Annotated in this window: 19 protein-coding genes; 6 read left to right on the forward strand and 13 right to left on the reverse strand. The window is 45.2% G+C overall.

Translation table 11 applies throughout. From position 1 onward, the window contains the following. Window positions 1–37 precede the first annotated feature (37 nt). Window positions 38–1,261 carry an SLBB domain-containing protein gene (locus UWK_RS16855; protein WP_015405598.1) on the forward strand — a complete coding sequence of 408 codons (1,224 nt, stop codon included), beginning with the start codon at window positions 38–40 and terminating at the stop codon, window positions 1,259–1,261. A 31-nt stretch (window positions 1,262–1,292) separates the two neighbouring features. Here the strand turns inward: UWK_RS16855 and UWK_RS16860 are convergent, their stop codons facing one another. From UWK_RS16860 to ileS, 11 genes are all read right to left on the reverse strand, one after another. Further along, on the reverse strand, window positions 1,293–4,127 hold the full coding sequence (locus UWK_RS16860) for a tetratricopeptide repeat protein (RefSeq protein ID WP_015405599.1): 2,835 nt from the start codon (window positions 4,125–4,127) through the stop codon (window positions 1,293–1,295). 174 nt (window positions 4,128–4,301) lie between these two features. After that, window positions 4,302–4,523, reverse strand: coding sequence for a hypothetical protein (locus UWK_RS16865; protein ID WP_015405600.1), 222 nt, complete (start codon window positions 4,521–4,523; stop codon window positions 4,302–4,304). Window positions 4,524–4,586: 63 nt separating this feature from the next. Continuing rightward, entirely contained in the window at window positions 4,587–5,276 is a 690-nt protein-coding gene (gene bioD, locus UWK_RS16870) for a dethiobiotin synthase (protein WP_015405601.1), read from the reverse strand. Beyond that, on the reverse strand, window positions 5,276–6,046 hold the full coding sequence (locus UWK_RS16875) for a methyltransferase domain-containing protein (protein ID WP_015405602.1): 771 nt from the start codon (window positions 6,044–6,046) through the stop codon (window positions 5,276–5,278). The genes bioD and UWK_RS16875 overlap by 1 nt, the downstream gene beginning before the upstream one ends. Before the next feature lie 14 nt (window positions 6,047–6,060). Then, window positions 6,061–6,729, reverse strand: a complete 669-nt coding sequence (locus tag UWK_RS16880) for a DUF452 family protein (RefSeq protein WP_052327027.1) — start codon at window positions 6,727–6,729, stop codon at window positions 6,061–6,063. After that, entirely contained in the window at window positions 6,719–7,903 is a 1,185-nt protein-coding gene (locus UWK_RS16885; RefSeq protein ID WP_015405604.1) for an aminotransferase class I/II-fold pyridoxal phosphate-dependent enzyme, read from the reverse strand. Before UWK_RS16885 ends, UWK_RS16880 begins: the two co-directional genes overlap by 11 nt. Next, a complete protein-coding gene (bioA, locus tag UWK_RS16890; RefSeq protein ID WP_015405605.1) occupies window positions 7,903–9,192 on the reverse strand; it encodes an adenosylmethionine--8-amino-7-oxononanoate transaminase in 1,290 nt (429 codons plus the stop codon). The genes UWK_RS16885 and bioA overlap by 1 nt, the downstream gene beginning before the upstream one ends. After that, window positions 9,192–10,157, reverse strand: a complete 966-nt coding sequence (gene bioB / locus UWK_RS16895; protein ID WP_015405606.1) for a biotin synthase BioB — start codon at window positions 10,155–10,157, stop codon at window positions 9,192–9,194. Before bioB ends, bioA begins: the two co-directional genes overlap by 1 nt. A gap of 69 nt (window positions 10,158–10,226) precedes the next feature. Further along, on the reverse strand, window positions 10,227–11,171 hold the full coding sequence (locus UWK_RS16900) for an ACP S-malonyltransferase (protein ID WP_015405607.1): 945 nt from the start codon (window positions 11,169–11,171) through the stop codon (window positions 10,227–10,229). A gap of 14 nt (window positions 11,172–11,185) precedes the next feature. Further along, window positions 11,186–11,671 carry a signal peptidase II gene (lspA, locus tag UWK_RS16905; RefSeq protein WP_015405608.1) on the reverse strand — a complete coding sequence of 162 codons (486 nt, stop codon included), beginning with the start codon at window positions 11,669–11,671 and terminating at the stop codon, window positions 11,186–11,188. Window positions 11,672–11,677: 6 nt separating this feature from the next. Then, the gene (gene ileS / locus UWK_RS16910; RefSeq protein WP_015405609.1) at window positions 11,678–14,500 is read right to left on the reverse strand and encodes an isoleucine--tRNA ligase; all 2,823 of its coding nucleotides are present in this window, start codon (window positions 14,498–14,500) and stop codon (window positions 11,678–11,680) included. 249 nt (window positions 14,501–14,749) lie between these two features. On the opposite strand from ileS, the gene UWK_RS16915 reads away from it, so the two are divergent. From UWK_RS16915 to UWK_RS16935, 5 genes are all read left to right on the forward strand, one after another. After that, a complete protein-coding gene (locus UWK_RS16915; protein WP_015405610.1) occupies window positions 14,750–15,508 on the forward strand; it encodes an ATP-binding protein in 759 nt (252 codons plus the stop codon). Between the two features lie 71 nt (window positions 15,509–15,579). Beyond that, window positions 15,580–16,251 (forward strand): cell division ATP-binding protein FtsE, encoded by a 672-nt coding sequence (ftsE, locus tag UWK_RS16920; protein ID WP_015405611.1) that lies wholly within the window; start codon window positions 15,580–15,582, stop codon window positions 16,249–16,251. Further along, window positions 16,251–17,138: a permease-like cell division protein FtsX gene (ftsX, locus tag UWK_RS16925; RefSeq protein WP_015405612.1), complete on the forward strand. Its 888-nt coding sequence runs from the start codon at window positions 16,251–16,253 to the stop codon at window positions 17,136–17,138. Before ftsE ends, ftsX begins: the two co-directional genes overlap by 1 nt. Further along, window positions 17,138–18,379 carry a murein hydrolase activator EnvC family protein gene (locus tag UWK_RS16930; protein ID WP_015405613.1) on the forward strand — a complete coding sequence of 414 codons (1,242 nt, stop codon included), beginning with the start codon at window positions 17,138–17,140 and terminating at the stop codon, window positions 18,377–18,379. The genes ftsX and UWK_RS16930 overlap by 1 nt, the downstream gene beginning before the upstream one ends. Window positions 18,380–18,434: 55 nt before the next feature. Next, window positions 18,435–19,817, forward strand: a complete 1,383-nt coding sequence (locus UWK_RS16935) for a S41 family peptidase (RefSeq protein ID WP_015405614.1) — start codon at window positions 18,435–18,437, stop codon at window positions 19,815–19,817. A gap of 378 nt (window positions 19,818–20,195) precedes the next feature. On the opposite strand, the gene UWK_RS16940 is transcribed toward UWK_RS16935, so the two are convergent. Together UWK_RS16940 and era are read right to left on the reverse strand one after the other, a co-directional pair. Beyond that, window positions 20,196–21,062 carry a tetratricopeptide repeat protein gene (locus tag UWK_RS16940; RefSeq protein ID WP_015405615.1) on the reverse strand — a complete coding sequence of 289 codons (867 nt, stop codon included), beginning with the start codon at window positions 21,060–21,062 and terminating at the stop codon, window positions 20,196–20,198. A gap of 384 nt (window positions 21,063–21,446) precedes the next feature. Continuing rightward, window positions 21,447–22,328, reverse strand: coding sequence for a GTPase Era (era, locus tag UWK_RS16945; protein WP_041917132.1), 882 nt, complete (start codon window positions 22,326–22,328; stop codon window positions 21,447–21,449). Window positions 22,329–22,489 lie beyond the last annotated feature (161 nt).

Consider the following 22,489-nt stretch of genomic DNA (forward strand, 5'->3'; position numbering starts at 1 on the left):
ATTATCCAATATATTTCTATATTCTCAGGTGGTTCCCATGAATCTGGTATTTCAGACTATAAAATTACAAAGATTCCTATACACAATATGTTTTGTCTTTCTTTTTTCCCTGTCTCTGATTGCAGCGAACGCAAATGCATCCACTCAAAACAATGAGGTTATCATTGACAATGGAGACCTTCTGTATGTCGTTATTCCAAAAGAGATTACCAGTGAGTTCAGTCCAACTGAAAAAAACTACTTTAAAGAGAAGGTGGAGGTTGACAGACATGGCTTTATTTTTCTACCAAGCCAGGGAAATATAAAGATTTCCGGTCACACCACGAAACAAATTAGTGATATACTGACAAACAATCTTCCTAAATATCTCTCTAAAAGTGACAGGGCCTCGGTCAATCTCATAGAAAAAAGACACTATGTTCAAATCCTTGGCAATGTGTCAGCTCCCGGATGGTACAACATCCCGGAATCTGCAAATATCCAGACAATTCTCAGTCAGGCAGGGGGAGCTTCGGAGAACGCAGACCTTTCAAAGGTAAGCATATCGAGAATAGAGGATGGCAAACACCAGAAAATTACTGCTGATATCCAACAGTACCTGTTGAAGGGTGACCCTCTGATTTTACCGCCACTCCATGAGAATGACACTGTCTTTGTTCCTCTCTTTGACACAATAGCTGATACCGGTAAGTCAGTCAGTGATACATCAAAGGTACGGATTTTTGGAGCTGTAAACAATCCCGGTATTTACCCGGCACCTGAGGGAATGAGTTTTCTTGATCTTTTGATTACGGCCCATGGTGAAACAGTAAGTGCAGATTTAACAAACATAAAAATCATTCGAGCAGGTGGAGGCAAAGACACCTTCAATATGCAGGCATTGCTTGATAGTGATGGCTCGATGGAATCATCCGCCTTTCCAATTATTAAAGGTGGCGATATCGTGCATGTTCCGAGGAAAGTTCTTGTCACAAATGATGGCCGTAACAATTCCCTGGCGGTTCAGCAAACCATTACAATTACAGGACCTGGAAGTAGCAATCGTGGCCTGCGCGCCTTTACATCACCAATGACTCCCCTTGAGGCCATTTCCCAGGCAGGTGGAGTGAGTGATTTTGCCGATACAAACGATATGTTCATCATCCGCAGAGTAGATGGAAAACAGCAAAATCTACCATATAATTACGACAAGGCCCTGGAAGGGAAAGAACCTGATGTGGATTTTCAACTGCAAGCTGGTGATATTATATATATACCGTAACCCTCATTATCCTTTATTTTCAGAACAGCAATTATTGTTCAATCTCACTCATCCACTGCTCAACCTGCTTTTGGTCAGCAGTGGACAGCTTCATGGATTTAGCAGTATCAAAGGCCTTCTTAGCCGCCTCAGGTTCTTCTTTCTTCAAATACACTGCGCCGAGATGCATATGAGCCGGGCCATACTGGCCATCTTTCTCAACTGCTTGCTCAACATACTTTTTGGCCATAAGAAGCGAGCCCTGCTGGTAATACACCCAGCCTAACGCATCTGCAACGTGTGGATTTCCCGGTTGAGCATCATAGGCCTGCTGCGCAAGTTCGAGAGCTTTGGTGATATTCCTGTTTTGGTCAGCATAGAGAATTGCAAGGTGAGCGGCAGCGTCACTGTTAAATCCTTCCGAATCAAGAATCTCTTCAAAAAGAAGTATTGCCTGGGCAACATTACCACTTTCTTTCTCAGCCATTGCCTTTTCGAATTTTATTTTCGACTCACCTAATTTCCCAAGGGCTTCCTTCGCTACTTCAAGCTCTGCCCCCTGAATACCTTTTTGAATGGCATCCGCTAACAGTTCTTCAGCCTCCTGAATGTTTCCCTGACCAAATTGAAGCATTCCCATATGGAACATAATCGTTGGATTGTCAGGTTTTGCATCCATTGCCGTTTGTAGATAGGGTTCTGCCTGGGAATATGCCTGTTTTTTTACATAAATCCAGCCAAGGGTATCCGCGACATCGGGGTTTTCCGGGAGTTCTTTGGATACTGCACTGGCAAGTTCAAGGGCACGATCAAGTTTGCCGCCTTCTGCGGTATACAAAAAGGCAAGATTGTTCATGGCAGGTAAAAAATCAGCCTTCTGCTCCAACACCTTTTCATAACTGGCTATGGCCTCTGACTGATTTCCACTTTTCAAATAGTAATCCGCAAGTTTCATCATGATCCCAATATCATCTGGAACACGTTCAAGAGCTTTTTTATAGTAATGGACTGCTTTCTTACCATCTTTTTTTGCAAGATATAATTCGGCAAGCATTACAATGGGGGCAACCTCTTTTCCATTATCTGCCACCGGTGAGAGAACATTCTCAGCCAGATCAAGATAGCCCTGAGAAATATAAATCTTCGCTTTTATTATAGTAGCCGGACTGTTCTCAGGAAACTTTGCTAAAAAGGCATCAGCAATCTGCATTGCCTTTTCATATTTCTTTTGCAGCACATTAATGCCGACAATTCTATTTAAAACCTGGACACTCTCTGGCTTTTCTTCCTCAAGTGCTTCATAGATAGGCAGGGCCTTATCATACTCCTGGGTAAAGAAATAAATTTCAGCCAAACGAAATTTATGCCAGATTATTTCCGGCTCCTTCTCAACAAGTAATTGTGCATCAGCAAGAGCTTCCTCCGGTTTCCCCATTTTCAGAAGCAGTGAAATACGCATTGCTCTGGCCTTATTATCCCCAACCTGCTGTGCTATCACCTTGTCAATTTCATCAAGGCTTGCCTGAAAATCGCCCTTCTTAGCGTACAATTCCGCAAGTGCCATTCGTGCCTTCACGAGATTAGGATCTTTCTTCAGTGCCTCACTGATCTCAGTAATCGAGATATCCTGGGACTCTTCCATAAAAGTCAATCCGTACAAAAACTGGTTCTCTGCCGCATCCGGGGCAAGCTCCTTTGCCTTGGAAAATTGTTCACGGGCTTCAACAATATCTTTTTCCTGCATCATCATAAGGCCCTTCAGGAAATGACCACGGGCATCACCACTGTTTTCTTTCAAAAGCGCATCAACTGAACTTCTTGCCTGATCAAATTCACCCTGTGCCAGAAACAGCTCAACGACTTTTGATTTGAGACCCTTTTTACTTCCATCTTCTGCAATAATGATCTCCAGAATTTCCTGTGCTTCCTTATATTTTTTTAGAAATGAATAGTAATCAACCAGGATCATTTGATTAATCTGACGTGTCACCTCGGTTGCAGACTCGACGGCTTTCTGAAAATATTTCAACGCAGTCTCACTATCACCCTGACGATGAAGAATCATAGCATGTAATCTAAAGAGTCCGGAATCATTGACACCAGCATTTTCTGCTTCGAGAAGAATATCCTTCGCAGGATCAGGCTGATTCTTCTGCAATGATAATTGTGCAAGCAACGAGTAGGGCTTTGGATTCTCAGGATTTTTTTCCTTAAGAGCTTCAAGGCTTAAAAGCGCCAGATCATAGCGCTCAAGCTTTATATACATTTGAGCCAGGGAAATCTGCAATTCAAGATCATCTGGATTTTCATTGGCCAGAGATTCAAGCATAGAACGGCCTTCTTCAATATCACCCTTGGTGACAAGAATTTTGGCTAAATTGACACGGGCGGGAAGACTTTCAGGGTATTTCTCGCCTGCTACTCTCAGAATTGCCACGGCCTCATCAAGCTTCTTTAAATAGGCCAACGAGTTACCAAGGATCAGGTACACATCCTCATCATCACCATTCAGTTCAATGTATTGCTCACAATTTTTCACCACCTGCTCAAGGGCACGATTCTCCACAAGAAGGAATATCAATTCCTTGCGTGCCTCTGCCATATTTGAATCCTGCTGAAGAGCAAGGCTTAACTGGCCAAAGGCGAGTTTTGCATCTCCTTTTTTGTGGTATATTTGACCAAGCTTGTAGTGAGCCAAAGCCATTTCCGGTTCTTTCTGCAATGCCTTTTTAAACCAGATGATAGCCTCATCAGCTTTTTCAGCATCCATGGCTGCAACTCCCTGCTGATACAGTTCATTGGCATTCTCGCCGGAGCAGCCACCCAGTATCAATAGCAAACCGAAAAGTGCCAGCAAACGAAGAAACGATTGTCTTGTATAAAGCATGAGATCCACCTGGTCCTGTATTGTCCTGAAAAAAAGCTACAGAATTCGTAACATAATATTTTTATTGATTATAATGAACTATCAGAAATGGTCTCAAAAGGCAAACACTAACTCTTTGTTTGCAGTTGAAACTCCATGCCATGTATGACGATAAAGCTTGGGGAGATTTTATAATTATTTATCTCCTGTTGTTTTTTCTTTTTCCAGGGTCTTCTTGATCCATCCCAACCGAATATGGTACTGATGACCACCATCAATCCACTTCTCACAGGTTTCTTCCGTGGTCTTCACAGGATACGGATTTACAGTCTTATCCACTCGACACACACCGGAATAGGGATCCTCGAGCCTGAATTTACGACAACTGAGGCATATTCGTTTTTGTATATATATCATTTTTTACTCCAGTAGAATCCTGTCTATTTGAGCAGGTTTGGCACAACCTAGAAAGTGTATGTGTTACAAGGAAAACCATCGAAGACAATCCATATAGGGGCCGGAATCCCGATAACTCTCTAGGGAGTTCATATCAACAACGGTTGGAGAAAAACCATATTTGCGAAGAGAACTGACGAAAACATTTCTTGAATCAAGGCAAATAGTATCATCACAGGATGCATAGCAATTATAGATAATCCCTTTCACTTCTATCCCTCTTCTCTTTGCCAGTTCCAGAGCTGAAAGGGTGTGATTTATAGACCCCAGCCTTGGACTTGACACTAAAATCATTGGATAATGCTGTTCTTGAAGGTAATCGAGGAATGTCATATCTCTGGTAAGTGGAACCATCAGTCCTCCCGCCCCCTCAAGCAGTACATGCTCATAACTTGCAGCTAAAGTCTTTGTCGCAACCGTGATTTTTTCCAGATCAATCTGGGTGTCTTCCAGCTCAGCAGCAAGATGTGGAGAACAGGGTTTACTGAAAACATAGGGACAGGTGAGTCCACTTATGTCTTCCGGGTACAGGGCAACCCCCATCAGTTCCCGATGTTTCTGAATATCTTCAGCAATACCGGTGCACCCAGTCTGGGCAATCTTCTGGGTTACCACAGAACAGCCCTGAGACAAAAGAATCTTTGCCATTAGACCGGTGGCAATGGTCTTCCCGATATCGGTGTCGATCCCACTTATGCACGTTACCGGAGACATCAGCGTTTTCTTGCCACAAAGCAGGATGAAGCATAACTGACGGGTAACCCTTTATCACTTCCAAACTCTGTCATATAATGTTCCTCAAACATTTTGAGTGTTTCCCTGTTCCACTGGTACTCACTCACCCCGCCGACACCGGTGGCACGAATATGATTTAATATTTCCAGAACTGAAGGAAAAAAGAGTTGTTCCTCATGGTTTTCAAATGACTCTACGACAAAATTCTGTTCAAGAAGAGCACGGACGTCATTATCGGAGTGGTATTGCAGTTTTACGGAAGTAAGGCTGGAAAATTCCGATAATGTTCCAGGGCCAAACATTGAAAAGGCGAGATATGATCCAGATTTCAATACACCACTTAATCGTGTAATAAATGCAGGAAGGTCGCTCAACCACTGAAAGGTCGCTCCGGAAATAACAAGGGAAAGGTCAAGCGGCAGTGCCAGGGTTTCAATATCACCAAAACAGGATACAAACTGAGGCGATTCAAACTTTGTGAGTCGCTTTAAGACCACCTCTTCAAAATCAGAAACCAGGTCGTTCAAGTAAAGTGTTTTTAAAGGCTTTTCAGCACAAAGTTGTTCGCTGAGACCTCCAGTACAACACCCCACCTCAAGTACTCGGCGAAAAGCCGTGTCCGGCAGCAGAGAAACGCTTTGAAGCAATCGTCCGACAAGGTTCTTCTGGACAACAGCTGCATCATCGTAGGTCAGAAGACTGCGACGAAAACACCGTGCTATTCTTTCTTTATCAAGCTGAAAAACCATGCCACTCCAAATTCTTAGTACAAGCCGTCAACAATTTCATCCCAACTGCCATAACCATAAAACAGAAAATGGGATCCGTCGACCCGGCGTACTCTTTTTTCGGGCCAGTAATTGAGCTGGTTTTGTGTTGGCATTACAAGATCGTGTTCTGAAACGAGGGCACAATCATAAATGGATTCCTCCCCCTGGCAATGGCAGGCATTTTTCAGCAAGGCTCCAAGCTCACATCGCTGATCCTCCACACTGCGCAGGGGTTGATTTTCCAGAAAACGACTGTACAGAAGCCGATCTCTGCACATCCGGTAGTAGAATTTCAAGCGCTGTTTTTCATTCAGGTTATCAAGTGTTCCCCGGACAACAGCCTCCGCAATCCCGAACTGATCATCTATTGGACAAGGAGTACCATTAATGGCTAGTGCCACTCGTAAGTTTTTCTTGAATGGCTGAAAGAGCCGTTGTCCTGCCCATACCCCCATGGACCAGGCAATAAGAACAATATCTTCGTATTGGCCCATCAGCCCATGGAGATCCTGATCAGTACGAAGATCAGCATAATTGTAAAACATGAGGATATTCCATCGATCACTCGTAAGTGGGATAAAGGGACGCTCATCCATTCCCCAGCCATTACAAAAACAAATCAGCCTGTTAGATTCTCTTTGATGGAGCCATTTACTTTTCACGGCGTGCACCTTGCGCCATTGCAGCGAGCTGTTCCGGGAGTGTCTGCAAATCCTGCCATTCCATATTTGCACAGATGGAAAAACGAAACCGTGCTGTCCCCTCGGGCACGGTGGGAGGCCGCACCGGAAGAACAAGGTAACCAAGTTCCTGCATTTTTTTAGCCTGTTCAAGGGCTAGACTGTCTTCCCCTATCAGAACAGGGACAATATTGGTGCTGCCACCTGTTGCTATTCCTTTCTCCTGCAAACCAAGACGTAACTGCTGTGCTATCCGTTGCAGGTGCTTTCTCTCTTTAGACATTGCCTGCATATGCCGGAAGACAAAAAGGTTCCAATTGAGAGTCACGGGGGGCAGCCCGGTTGTGAAGATAAAAGATCTGCTATGATTCACTAAATAATCGCGTGTTTCTTTAGAGCAGCAGATAAAGGCACCAATGGAGGCAAGTGCCTTGCCAAAGGTTCCCACCAAAAAATCAATATCGGAAAGAACTCCTCTTTCCTCTGCCTTGCCCAGGCCATTCTCGCCATAGACACCAACAGCGTGTGCCTCATCCAGATAGATTTTAACATCAAATTCATGCTTCAGCTCAAGCAAACGTTCAAGGTCAGCCTCATCTCCATCCATACTAAAAACAGACTCGGAGACAAGTACCACCTGATCATACTGTTTACGGTATCTGGAAAGCAGACCATGCAGCTGCTTATAGTCTCCATGACGAAAACGTTTATGGTCAGCACGGCTGAGCTGTAATCCATCGTGGATAGAGGCGTGGTTCAACTTGTCTGATAGAATCAGGTCTCCCTTACCAAACAGTGCGGGAAGAATACCAATATTTGCATGATAGCCGGAATTGAACAACAGGGCGGCCTCGGTTCCGTATGCACCTGCGAGTTCCTTTTCAAGACGATGCGCAAGCAGGAAATCGCCGGTTAGCAAACGGGAAGAGGCTGCAGCAAGTGCGAAGTTTTCACCATCTCCGTGATCCAATCTCTGATAAAAACGTCTTCGCAGTTCTTTGTCCTGGCCGAGCCCCAGATAATCATTAGAACTCAGATTGAGAAGAGTCCGCTCCTGGTAATTCACCCGACCAGCGCCACAACGCTGCAGTGGAGTCAACTCCCGCAGACGTCCCTTTGCCTCAAGGTCCTGAAGCTTTTGCCCGTATCGCGACATCAGTTGTTCTGCTCCTCTTCAAGTACTTCACAGATCGCAGTGGTCAAGATGTCAAGGTCTGCCCTTTCCATGCAGTAGGGAGGCATCACATACACCAGACGGCCAAAGGGGCGCACCCACACACCCTTCTCAACAAAGGCTGCCTGAATATGCTCCATATTCACGGGATTATTCATCTCAACCACACCGATTCCGCCGAGCACACGGACATCCGTGACGCTCTCAAGTGTACTGCAGGGAGAGAGCCCATGACCTAAGCCACTTTCAAGGGCCTTGATTTGTTCCTGCCAGCCTGATTCAAGCAGCAGATTCACAGAGACATTTGCCACGGCACAGGCCAAAGGGTTTGCCATAAAGGTCGGACCATGCATAAATACCCCGGGATCACCACCTGATATCACGTCCCCCACTTCCCTGGTGGTCAAAACTGCAGCCAAAGTCATATATCCACCAGTGAGTGCCTTGCCAAGACAAAGAATGTCGGGAGTGATATCTGCATGCTCACAGGCAAAAAGCTTTCCAGTGCGGCCAAAACCAGTTGCGATCTCATCTGCAATAAGCAAAACATCATAACGATCACAAAGCTCTCGAACCCTTTTCAGGTATTGCGGGTGATAAAAACGCATACCACCAGCGCCCTGAACAATGGGTTCAAGAATAACTGCGCAGAGCGATTCATGGTGTTCAGCAATGAGTTGTTCAAACGATCCGACATCCTCTGAATCCCAGTCGTCGTGGAAGCGACACTGGGGTTTATCTGCAAAAAGATACTCGGGCAAAACACCTTCAAAGATATGATGCATTCCATTCACCGGATCACAGACGGACATACAGTGAAAGACGTCGCCATGATACCCGGAACGAATAGTGAGAAATCGCTTTTTGGCGGCTTTCCCCTGTGCATGAAAATATTGAATGGCCATCTTCATGGCAACTTCCACGGCAACCGACCCGGAGTCTGCAAAAAAGACAAGATCGAGTGGATCAGGAGTAATTTCGACGAGGGTACGGGCAAGATTAACGGCAGGTTCATGGGTTAGTCCACCAAACATCACGTGAGACAGTTTCCCGGCCTGTTCCTGCAGAGCAGCAGTGAGGAGCGGATGGTTATAGCCATGAATCACAGACCACCAGGAGGCCATCCCGTCGATCAGTTCCCGGCCATCGCTCAAACGAATGCGGACACCTGAGGCCGATTCCACGGCATACATGGGAAGTGGATTGCTTATTGAAGAATAGGGATGCCAGAGATGTTGCCTGTCATAGGCAAGGAGTTCATCAACAGTCATTACTGTTTTCCAGACAGATCAAAACCAAGTTTTATAAATTCCTCAATATCTTCAGTAACTCCAGCTCCGGCTGTGGTAAGATAATCACCGACAATCGCTCCGTTTGCTCCTGCTGCAAACAACCTGTACTGATCATGGCCGAACCGTCCACGACCACCTGCAATACGGATCACTGCATGAGGATTTACAAAACGGAAAAGAGCCACACAACGCAGGACATCCTCAAGGGAGATCGCTTCGATATGGGCGAGAGGAGTTGATGCTATAGGACTGAGAATATTGACGGGAATGGAAAGAACACCAAGGCCCCGTAACTCGAAGGCAAGCTGTAAACGATGCTCCAGTGTTTCACCCATGCCAATTATACCACCGGAACAAAGGTCCATCCCCGCATCTCTGGCAATTTTCAGTGTTTCCACCTTTTCTTCCCAGGTATGGGTAGTACAGATAGAAGGAAAGAAATCGCGACAGCTCTCAAGATTGCAGTGATATCGGCCAACCCCGAAAGAGACCAACTGCCGAGCACTCTCTTTTGTGAGAAAACCCATGGAGGCGCAAAAGCGGAGAGTTGTCTTCTCAGCCATGGCATCATATAAACTTCCCATACCCTCTATTTGAGACGGATTCAAACTTCGACCAGCCGTAACCAGGGATAAACGGTTGACACCATAAGCATCATTTTCCCTGGCCTGTGCTATGGCAGTCCGGGAATCAATCTGATCATAGCTTTTGATATTCGTAGTATGATGGATGGACTGAGCACAATAGCGACAGTCTTCGGAACATTTCCCTGAACGGGCATTAATAATAGAACAGAGATCAAAACTGTTTCCGTGAACATCATGACAGAGTTCTACTGCAGCATCACATAAATCTGCTAAACTGGCCTTCTGAGCAAGCTCCATGGCCTGGTTAAAATCAAGCTCGCCACCTTCTCGTATTATTTTTATGCAGCGCTCTATCATTTCATATCACAACAGGAGGTAATTCACGACGCAGAGAAATATTCTAACGGCCTTTCGTGCGACCAACACCTAAGCAAGCTTATCCATACATTTGGCAAGTCCCTCAGGAGTATCAAACTGCAAGGCCTGGTATTTGTATCCTTGAGGAGCAATCTTCCGCATCATCCCCTTCAGCACGGTTTTAGGGCCAACTTCAATAAAGGTATCCACACCTTCATTAATCATGGTGGTAATTGTTTCAAACCAGCGGACACGTGATGCTATCTGGCTGGCCATCATCTTCTTTATCTTCACGGTATCCCGCTCACCACCTGCTGAGACATTAAAATAAACGGGAGTTGCAGGTACCTTAAATTCAACTCCATCCATAAAATCTGCAAAATCAGGAACGGCATTGGCAACCAGGGGACTGTGATTGGCTACACTTACAGCAAGAGGAATAACCCTGGCACCATCCTCCGTTGCAACTGCTGAGACGGCATCAAGACCAGGAATAGAGCCGGAAATCACAACCTGCAGCTCCGTATTATGATTTGCTGCAGTGACGATACCGGCATCACTGCAATCTGCGATGATTGCCTCGATTTCATCAATATTTTTCCCAATGACTGCTCGCATACCACCGGGATTTAATTGCCCTTCACGTTCCATCAGAGCACCACGTTTAATAACCAGTCGTATGGTATCTTCAACAGAAAGAACACCTGCAGCACAAAGGGCCGAGTATTCACCCAGGCTGTGTCCGGCAAAACAGGTAGCTGAAAACTTGTCTCCCCACGCCTTTTTCAGAGCCTGATAGCAGATCAGGTTTGTAACGGTGATGGCTGGCTGTAGATGGACTGCCCTGGTAAGTTCCTCCATGGGGCCCTCCTGAATGAGGCTCTCCAACGGAAAATCACAGACGGATGCCGCCATTTCCATAATGGCTCGACAATCACTGTCTGAATCAATAAACTCACGTCCCATTCCTAAAAACTGTGATCCCTGACCGGGAAAGAGTACTGCTATTTTCATGTAATCTTTTATTCCTATACCTGTATTTGTTTCTTCTGCCGTTCTTCGAGAAAATTCGCCAGTAGAAAAAGAGCCACACCCACACAAATTGCGGAATCAGCCACATTAAACGCAGGCCAGTGATGGCCTGCCACATAAAAATCAAGAAAATCAACCACTGCCCCCAGGCGAATGCGGTCAATAGCGTTCCCAATGGCCCCCCCGGCAATAAGAGCAAGAGCGGGACCATAGAAACGATGGTCGTTTCGCATTCGAAACCAGGCAATCACTATCAACACAAGGGCAACACTTACGAGAATCAGAAAAAAATAATGCCGCCAGACGGAAGTCACTCCTGCCAGAAAGCCGAAGGCTGCACCTTTATTGGTAAGATAGGTGAGACTGAAAAAACCAGGAATGACATCGAGCGATTCATACAACTGAAAGCTCTTAACCACCCAGACTTTTGTCAATTGATCAAACCCAACCACCAGAAGTAGGAGAAATATGGAGAAAAACAATTCCTGCTACTCCTTGATGTCCATGGCAAGCACAACATCCAGACAACGTTTACAGAGTTGCGGGTGATCGGAATTGCTGCCTACAAAACTGTCACGGGTCCAGCAGCGTTCACATTTTTCGCCACTTGCCGCACGAACAGCGACAGCGAGCTCTGGAATTTCCTCACTGACCATAAAATCAAGATCAGTAACAGCACTCTTATCTTCACAACGGGTAAGCACCGAAATAATGCAGACATCCTTCACCTGCTCCCATTCCTGCTCGATAAAAGTTGCCCAATCACCGGTCACCTCAATCAAGACTTCAGCTTCAAGCGGATGGCCGATACGTTTTTCGCGACGCGCTGCTTCCAGAGACTTGGTAATTGCAGAACGAACCTGAATCAGTTTGTTCCATCGTTTTTCCTGACTGACATCAAGACGCTCAGGAGCTGCGGAAGGAAATTCGGTAAAAAAGATACTTTTTTCCAAAGGTGAATTGTCATCCAGATTCTTAAAATGCTCCCAGGCCTCGGTGGTGGTGAAAGTCAGTACCGGACTCATGAGTTGCAATAACCCTTCCAGAACCTCGTACAATACCGTCTGAGCCGAGCGACGCAGATGTGAATCAGTTCCAGAACAGTAGAGCCTGTCTTTTAGGATATCAAGATAGAAGGCACTCATGGTGGTTCCGCAGAAATAATTCAGAGCCTGATGGATAGGATGAAATTCATACTTCTCGTAGGCAGTGGTCACCTTAGCTCGCAGTGCTTCAAAACGGCCAAGTGCCCAGCGATCAATCTCTTCCATCTTCTCAAATGGCACGGCATGAAGAGAAGGATCAAAATCCGTTACATTCCCAAGCATATAACGGATGGTATTACGAATTTTTCGATAACTGTCCGCGACCTGTTTAAGGATTTCATCGGAAACCTTCACATCATCGCGATAATCTTCACTTGAGACCCAGAGACGCAGGATCTCGGCGCCAAATGTTTTTATAACCTCACCGGGAGCAACCACATTACCAATGGATTTTGACATCTTCTTTCCCTGACCATCGACCACATAGCCATGGGTCAAAACGCCCTTAAACGGTGCCTGACCACGGGTTCCGACGGAGGTGAGCAGAGAGCTCTGAAACCAGCCTCGATGCTGATCACTGCCTTCCAGATAGAGATCAGCCGGATATCGTAACTCTGGACGCGCCTCTACAACGGCTGCATGGGAAGATCCTGAATCAAACCAGACATCAAGAATATCTTCCTCTTTCTCAAAATCACTGGCTCCGCATGAAGCGCAACAGAAGCCCTCTTCAAGAAAGTCAGAGAGCTCATGGCTGAACCAGGCATCAGCCCCTTCTTTTCGAAAGAGTTCATCGATGCGTGCAACCAGAGCCTCACTTTTGACAACTTCACCACAGCTCTTACAGCTGACAACCGTTATGGGAACGCCCCATGTACGCTGACGGGACAGGCACCAGTCAGGACGATTTTCCACCATGGAGTGGATACGATTCATCCCCCAGGATGGAGTCCAGACAACGTTTTCTATTTCTTTCAAAGCCTTTTTCCGAAGATCATTGATCTCCATCGAAATAAACCACTGGGGGGTTGCCCGGTACATAACCGGTTTTTTACAGCGCCAACAGTGTGGATAACTATGATGCAGGGAAGATTCATGAAGCAGAACACCGCTTACTGTCATATCTGCATTAATAACTTTATTCACTGCAGGAATCTGCTGACCGGCATATTTTCCAGCCTCATCGGTATAGCGCCCTTCACTGTCAACGGGAGACAGCACTTCAAGGTCATAGCGCAGCCCTGTCAAATAATCGTCAGCACCATGTCCCGGAGCGGTATGTACACAACCTGTTCCAGCTTCAAGAGTGACATAATTGGCCAGTACCATCAAGGAATCACGATCCATAAAGGGGTGACGGCATTTTCGTTTTTCAAGCCCCTGGGCAGAAAATGTGGAGACAATTGAATACTCACCAACAGCCATCTCCTCCATTACACCTTCAACCAACTCTTTGGCCATGATCAATATTTCATCGCCTGTTTTTACTGCGGCATATTCAAAATCCGGATGAAATGCCACTGCAAGATTTGCTGGCAGGGTCCAGGGAGTGGTGGTCCAGATAACCACGGAGAGTTTATCTCCAGACAGCGCTGGATTCACGTCGGACCAATCCTCCTGGACAGGAAATTTCACATAAACAGAAGGTGAAGTGTGATCATAATACTCGACTTCAGCCTCGGCCAGGGCAGTAGTACAAGTGGAGCACCAGTATACCGGCTTTTTATTACGAATTACTGAACCTGAGAGGAGGAACTCATTAAATTCACGGGCAATGGTTGCCTCGTAGTCGTAATTCATGGTAAGGTAAGGATTCTCCCAGTCACCAAGTACTCCAAGACGCTTGAACTCATCCTTCTGGGTCTTGATCCACTTACCGGCATAGTTGCGGCATGCTCCTCTTTTGGCGATCTTGGGGATAGAGTTCTTCTTTTCACCAAGTTCCTGATCCACATTGTGCTCAATGGGCAGCCCATGACAATCCCAACCCGGAATATATGGAGCCTGAAATCCAGCCATACGTCTGGATTTCAGAATAATATCTTTTAAAATTTTATTGAAGGCAGTGCCAAGGTGGATGTGACCATTGGCATAGGGAGGGCCGTCATGAAGCACATACAATGGCTTGCCCTGAGCATGAACTTGTAACATTCCATATAAATCTTCTTTTTCCCAGCGTTTAAGGTACATTGGCTCTTTCTGATTCAGATTGGCCTTCATCTTAAACTTGGTCTGCGGCAGATTCAGGGTGTCCCTGTAATCCATAACTCTCTCCTTGATACGCGGTTTGCGATATTCGGTTTGCAATGTAAAAGCTGCTGCATAAGTAATGTGACAAATAAAAACTGCTAAAAATACCAACTGAGGGTGAAGATGCAAGGAAAATTGGTAAATTCCACTGAAACCAGCTTTAAATTTGACATCCGCGTATGCCTTAATTACTATAGTAAGGTTGTATATTTACTTAAAACTTACATAATACAGTACTCTTTCACATAACTATAGAGACAATCCATGACTAAAATCATTGCCATGGCTGGTAAAGGTGGGACGGGAAAAACCACCACCTCGGCCCTGTTGACCAGATATTTGCTCAAAAAAAGACAGACTCCCTTTCTGCTCGTCGACGCAGATGCCAATGCCAATCTCAATGAACTTTTAGGGCTTGACGTCAATATCACTCTTGGCCAGATTCGTAAAGAACTCAAAGGGGAACTCCCCCCTAACGTGACCCGTGATCAATTCATGGAAATGAAAATTCATCAGGCACTTATAGAAGAGACCGGATATGACCTGCTTGTTATGGGACAACCCGACGGCCCAGGTTGCTACTGCGCAGCAAACCAGTATCTTGCCATGACCATGGACAAACTGGCAGAAAACTACAAGTACATCATCGTTGACAACGAAGCCGGAATGGAGCATTTGAGTCGTATGAATATGCGTACTATTGATTATCTTCTTGTCACTTCTGATCCGTCTGCCAGAGGGATACTCACTGCAAAACGGATATCAGACATCACAGAACCCCTTGGACTTGAAATCAAAAATCAGTTTCTTCTGGTGAATCGTGCCCCACACCCCGTACCGCCGGCCCTTCAAAGCAAGATAGACGAAGCCGTGGCGGATTCCGGGATGCAGCTTGGTGGTATCATTCCTTCAAGTGAATCGCTAATCAACCAGGAACTCAGTGGTGAATCCTATCTCAACCTTGACGACAATGATGATATTGTGGTTACCGTCAATGAAATGTTTGATAAAATCTTTTCATAATTTACTCTTTTAGACACTTGCCAGTGACCAATCAAGAATCCACAGACGATAAAGGGCTAAAGAGAAACACCATGATCGAAATGATCAAGGTGAGTCGTACGTATGCCCCCAACATTAAAGCCCTCTCCGACATTTCATTTTCCATCGAAACGGGTGAAATGTTCTTTCTTATAGGCAGAAGTGGTGCCGGCAAAACAACTCTGCTGAAACTCATCTGCAATATGGAAACACCCAGTAATGGGTTAATTGAAGTGGCTGGCTACAATATCAACACCCTCCGGGGTAAGAACCTGGCTCACCTGAGACAAAAAATCGGTGTCGCCTATCAGGACTTCAAATTGTTAAGCAATCGCACTGTTGCAGAAAACATCGCCATTGCCATGGAAGTCTCCTATAAAAACCCACGTGCCATCAGGCACCGGGTAAGAGACCTCCTTGAGCAGTTACAGTTGACTGACAAGTACGATACCATTACCAGCGAACTCTCTCGCGGAGAACAGCAACGTGTGGCACTGGCCAGATCCGTTGCAAACTCGCCCCGCCTGATTCTTGTTGATGAGCCCACTGGAAATCTTGACGCATCCACCACGGAACGTGTGATGTCACTCCTCACCCGATCGAACAAAGCTGGTGCCACTATTGTTATTGCCACTCACGACGCCTCTATCTATCAGCAGGGTACCCATAGAATCATGGAACTGCGCGATGGCAATATCCACTCCCTTACAAGGGGAGGCCGGTAATGAATTTCTGGTTTGCAGTCTTCAGACAGGCAGGTCGTAATCTCCGACAAACCTGGACTTCCCAGTTTATGACTTTTCTGACCGTCAGTCTCTCTGTATTGATTTTTGCTTTTTTCTATCTCATATACACCAATATGCTGGGTGCCGGTGACAGATTGAGTGACGACCTTCGACTGATTGTCTATCTGGAGGACGAACCCGGTCCCCAAATGCAGCAACAGCTTCGTCGCAAAATTGAAAATTTTGACAGAGTTAAAGAAATCCGTTTTATCTCGCAGGAAGAGGCCTACGAGCGCTTTGCCGAGCAACTTGGTGAAGACTCCGATGTCTTGGCTGACATGCCAAAGAATTTTCTGCCTGCGTCCATTGAAATTGTGCCTTTAAAAAGTCTCCGGGGTTACAACCAGATCAAACTTTTCTCAGAATATCTGGCAAACCTGCCCGGCACGGAAAAAGTTCAGTATGGTCAGGAATGGGTGGAACGATTCTACTATTTCACCAGATTACTGACCATCGTAGTACTTTTAAGCGGGACACTTCTTATACTCACCGCAACCTTTATGGTAGCCTACACCATCAGACTTACCATCATGGGACGCCAGGACGAACTTGAGTTGTTGAAACTTGTAGGGGCCACCAACAGTTACATACGAACCCCTTTTCTCATCGAAGGGATTCTCCAGGGATTCATGGGTTCCATTATCGGGTTGTTGGCATTGTATGGCCTTTTCCAGTGGATCAGTGCACACTTTGCAGGCCCCGGCCTTTTAAATGTTTTTCATTTCAGTTTTTTTTCACCCGTTGTCATCTTCCTGATTATTCTTAGCTCCATCTGTCTCTGCAGCCTCGGTAGCTATACATCCATACGAAAATTTTTACGGCTTTGATGTTTTTCTCAAGCAACGCTCTTCAACAGTTCAGAATTCCTGGTCCGACACAGTCCATACTACTGGTTGCCTGTATTCTGATATTTTCTGCCTCCTTCCCCCATGACTGTAAGGCCCAAAGTGACCGTACACTGGAAAAACAGAGTATTAAAAAGGATATCCAAAAATACCGTATCAACATCAGCAAACTCCAGGAAGGCATAGCCAGCCAACAACTCCAGATACAGTCCTCTAAAGAAAAGAAACGTAATCTCCTCGACGAGCTGGCCCAGATAGAATCCAGACTTTTTTCACAGCTGAAAAAATTACATGACCTTGAAGCCGAAATGAACAAACAGGAGTATCTGATAGGCGTCAAAGAGACTGAGCTCCAGAAATCACAGAGAGCCAAGAAGGCAGTACAGCACCACCTTCAGGAGAGAATCAGGGCCTACTACAAGATGGGAGAAATTGGAGTTGCAAATGTGGCGTTTTCCACAGAGAGTATGCCGCAAATGTTAAAATTTCGAGATTCCTTCACCAGCCTGATTGAATACGACAAAAGCCTTATCAAGAAATATCGTAAGTCCATTTACGAGTTGCAGCAGGCAAAAGAAACCCTGAATCTTGAAAAAACTGTTTTGCATGATTTCCTCTCCCAGGCAAAAATCGAACAGGAAGCCACAAAAACGATCAAACTTGAAAAAGAGACGTTGCTCAAACAGATTGAAACACAGAAGGAACTCCACGAGCAGGCGGTTATGGAAATGGAAAAGGTTGCCGATAACCTTTCCAACTCTCTCGACGCCCTGAAAAGAAAAGATACACTCCTCGACCAGGGATTTCTTGTAGATAAGGGGAAACACCCGGCACCACTTTCAGGAAAGGTCACAGCTCTCTTTGGCCAGGAACGGAAAAACCGCCTTGGGGTCAAAGGAAAAACAAAGGGGATAACCATTGCTACGGAAGGCACGAACCGTGTCCATGCAATTTTTGATGGTGAGATACGCTACGCCTCCTATCTCTATGGTTATGGGAACACAATTATTATCGATCATGGCTACCAGTATTTTTCTATCATTTCACGTCTTGAAAAACTTCTCGTGAAAGAAGGCGCTACTGTGAACCAAGGAGACATCATTGCTCTCACCGGTGACACTGCAACTCTCATGGAAGAAGGTGTTTATATTGAAATCCGCCACGGCTCAACCCCACTCGACCCTTTACAGTGGCTTGACAACAGTGGTCTTGTTCTGCCATAATTGGAAAAGATATTTTTAAGTTACCCACCCCCCAATCAACTGCAACGGATATCACGTGAAAATAATAGTAATTTTGTTTTCGGTTTTTTCATTGTTCATTAGCTTAACAGGCCCTTCGTTTGCTGCCATCTCTCAGGATCAGCGAGAAGCCACTTACCGCGAGCTGGAAATATTTGCCAATGTCCTCAGTATTCTACAGGAAAACTACATTGATGAAATAGACGCCGACACAACCATAGAAGGGGCAATCAGTGGTATGCTCCGTTCCCTTGATCCTCATTCGTCATACCTCACAGCCGAAGACTTTGATGAATTACAGGATGAAACAAGAGGTAACTTTTCTGGGATCGGAATCGAGATCACTATTCGTGATGGAATCCTCACCATCATCTCTCCCATTGAGGGAACGCCGGCAGATCTTGCAGGACTTAAGGCAAAGGATCTCATCGTAAAAATTAATGGTGATGCAACTAAAGACATGGCAGCAATGGACGCAATTAAATTGCTGAGAGGGCAGAAGGGAAGCGAGGTTACCTTATCAATTTACCGTGATGGCTGGCAGGAATTAAAAGAATTTACCATAATACGTGACATCATCTCACTCCATAGCGTCACCGGCCTTTTTCTCGAACCTGGATTTGCCTATATTCGAATCACCAACTTTCAGGGCCAGACGACAAAGGATACAAAAGCGCTTCTGAACGAATTAAACCTCAAAAACCCGATTAAGGGGTTAATCCTCGACCTCCGAAACAATCCAGGAGGACTCCTCGATCAAGCAATTTCAATCTCTGATATTTTCCTTGAAGAAGGTCTTGTTGTGTACACAAAGGGGAGAATCCAAGAGCAGAATATGACTTTCCAGGCTCATGCCAACAATGGCAAGAATCAGTATCCATTGGTCGTTCTCGTGAACGAAGGATCTGCCAGCGCCTCTGAAATTGTTGCTGGCGCAATTCAGGATCACAAACGGGGTGTTATTGTCGGAACCAAGACCTTTGGCAAAGGCTCGGTTCAGACCATCCTCCCCATGCCAGGGGGATCCGGCCTTCGACTTACCACTGCGCGCTACTACACACCAAACGGCAGATCAATACAAGCAACCGGCATAATTCCCGACGTCGAAGTTCCACATATCACCTACGTAAAGAATACAAAAGAAGAGCGTATTCTCCCTGAATTCGTGAGGGAAGCGGATCTAAAAAATCATATCTTAAACGGTGATAGACAGCCCAAACAGGCAAGCGAACCTGCACTTGATACAGAAGTAAAAGGTATCACTCAGGAAGAGCGAAAGACAGTAGCTGATCGTCTCAAAAAAGACAACCAGTTGCGATCAGCGCTGAACATTCTCAAAAGCCTCAACCTGTATACCGAATATAAAACCAACTCAGCACCCGAAACAACTCCCCAACCGAAACAGTCAAAGGAACTTTAAAAATTTCACGAAAAACAGTACACACTTTATCACAGGTTGCGTTTTGATTAATACCCTGAGTCTGTTCTATGTTCTATGCTGAAAATTTCCTTTTAACAGAAAGCTAACGATTGGGGCAGAAAAAAATGAACTGCATCTCGAAACTTGGTGGGATAATAACGGCAACACTGATGATGTTGTTTACAGAGATGTGATGGGATCAGGGACATGGATTCCTGAAAGCCCTGGATAGTGAGTGAAAAAACTTCACAGTTCGCACTGTTCCATGGAAGAAACCCTGCAGCAGCCTACAATATACTTGCAATAAATCGTCCCCTCACTTCAATCCGTTTTTATCACGTATTAAAGTGGATAAGTCACGATAAACTTCTTAAAGAGTTATTCAACAATTCTTTTAAATTCTACTCTTTCATTGGCAATAATACCACCTGCCTGAGCTCCGGTTTCCAAAGGTTGGGCGTCGCCATACCAGGCAATTTCCAAGCGTTTTGGGTCAATCAGGAAATTAGTCACAAGCTGATCCTTTATCATCAGCGCCCGAGCCTTTGACCTTTCAAAGGCTTCCTCAGATGACGAAAACCCTTGATCTACATGAACAGAGATCTCAAACCGGACATGCTGAATTGCATCGTTCTGCATTGCCTGTCCGACGGCTCCGAGCTGTCTGATACCGGTGGGTTGCAGCGTTCCAGATCCTTCTACAAACGCGATACGGTATTGTAAGGCAGGTCCGGTCAGCAACAGAGGCATATTACTGGAAATTTTCCCGCGATGGTCCATCACCTTTATAAATTCAGCCACTGACAACACCTCACCCCTTAGTGCCTTCCGCTTGATACTCAAACGAGAATAACGCCCTTCAAAACGTTCGTTTTCAGGCATATATTTCACAGCACTTTTATAGGCATCTATGGCTTCATCGAGTAACCCCAGATAAATATAAACATCCCCCATACCTGCATACGCTTTAGCCATTGCAGGATCGGCGAGAATAGCCTTCTGATAGTATCCTAAGGCCTTTTCATACTTTCTGAACCGCTCCAGACTTAATGCGTATTTATAATTAATATCAGGATCATTGGGACACTGAGCAATGGCATCACCAAGGATCTTTCGTTTTTTCTTTACATCATGCTCTTGTTTCAGTGCCTTTTTTATTGCATTACAGTCAGCAGCATAACCGGAACCAGCTACTGTCAAGCAAAGAACAATCGCTAAAAAAACAGACCAAACTTTTATTTTCATTTATTTACCAGAAATTCAAAAGAAGAGACGTCACCTGGATCAAAAAAAAAACAACCCCCAATGCCCAAATTACTTACTACCACAGAAGCATATCATTTATCAACACCTAACACAAGTAAACGGTAAGTAAGGCAATACTCAGTCCAGCAGCTCCTTGAAAAATATACCTGATTACCACTAATCCTCAGCCTACCCGTTTGAGGAGGAGTTGTTTCGTGTTCATTATATGGGCATCTGCGGCCTGGACGGCCGCAGCAGAGCCCCCAGGGATGGGTTTATGGTGTCCCATGTAATCGACACGGAACAACTCAGGGTTGCAAAGCTGAGTTTCGATAGTAATCAGGAAAATATAAGTGGCTTCACACAACTTCCAAATGGGAGTATTTAGAATCCTAGCTCCTTCAGGAAGCGTTCATCTTTAGACCAGTCTTTTCTAACCTTAACCCACAGCTTCAAAAGAACCTTTTGACCGAGCATTTTTTCAATATCTTTACGAGCTGCAGTTCCGATACTTTTGAGTTTTTTTCCACCTTTGCCTATAACTATACCTTTCTGGGAATTTCTTTCCAGAACAATGGTGGCATGGATTGTGGTCATCTTCTTTGTTTCGTCATCCTGAAAGGACTCAATGGTTACAGCAGTTGAATAGGGGATTTCCTGCCCGGTGAGAATAAAAACCTTTTCTCTTACAATTTCAGCAGCAAGGAAACGTTCACTGGCGTCCGTTGGAACATCCTCTGGGAAATACCTGGGACCAAGGGGCAGAAGTTTCAGCAATTCCTCTACGACGACCTCCGTTCCCTCGCCAGTTAAAGCAGAAAGAGGCAAGACACCATGGAAAGGGAAAAGTTCAGAGTATCTTTTCATCATCGGAAGAAGTCGTTCTTTTTCCAACAAATCAACTTTATTCAATACCAGAATTACTGGGGCAGCAACACCTTCCATCTGCTCCATCATCTCTTTATTTTTTTCCTGCTCAACCTTTTCAGGAAGTGGCAAAGAGACATCAATCATATAAACAATAACATCAACCTCATTCAGACTTTCCATGGCAATTCGTACCATTTCCCGATTCAGAGGCTGTCGTGCCTTATGAAGGCCAGGAGTATCAAGTAAAACAATCTGATATTTATCATCGTTTACCACGCCAAGGATACGATTCCTCGTCGTCTGAGGCTTATGACTGACGATAGATATCTTCTGGCCAAGCAGATAATTCATCAGGGTTGACTTGCCAGCATTGGGTGGGCCAACAATTGCAACCATTCCAGATCGAATGGGTTCACTCAAAAAATCATTAATATCTATCAATTTCCTATTCCTCGGCTATGGGGAAAATATTTATTTTTTAAAGTGCTCAAAACACAAAATCGCACTATAGTAACAAGGTTATGCTTTAATTAAAGTAACTATATTAATCTTAGCAA

It is taken from the genome of Desulfocapsa sulfexigens DSM 10523 (genome assembly GCF_000341395.1).
GTDB lineage: Bacteria > Desulfobacterota > Desulfobulbia > Desulfobulbales > Desulfocapsaceae > Desulfocapsa > Desulfocapsa sulfexigens.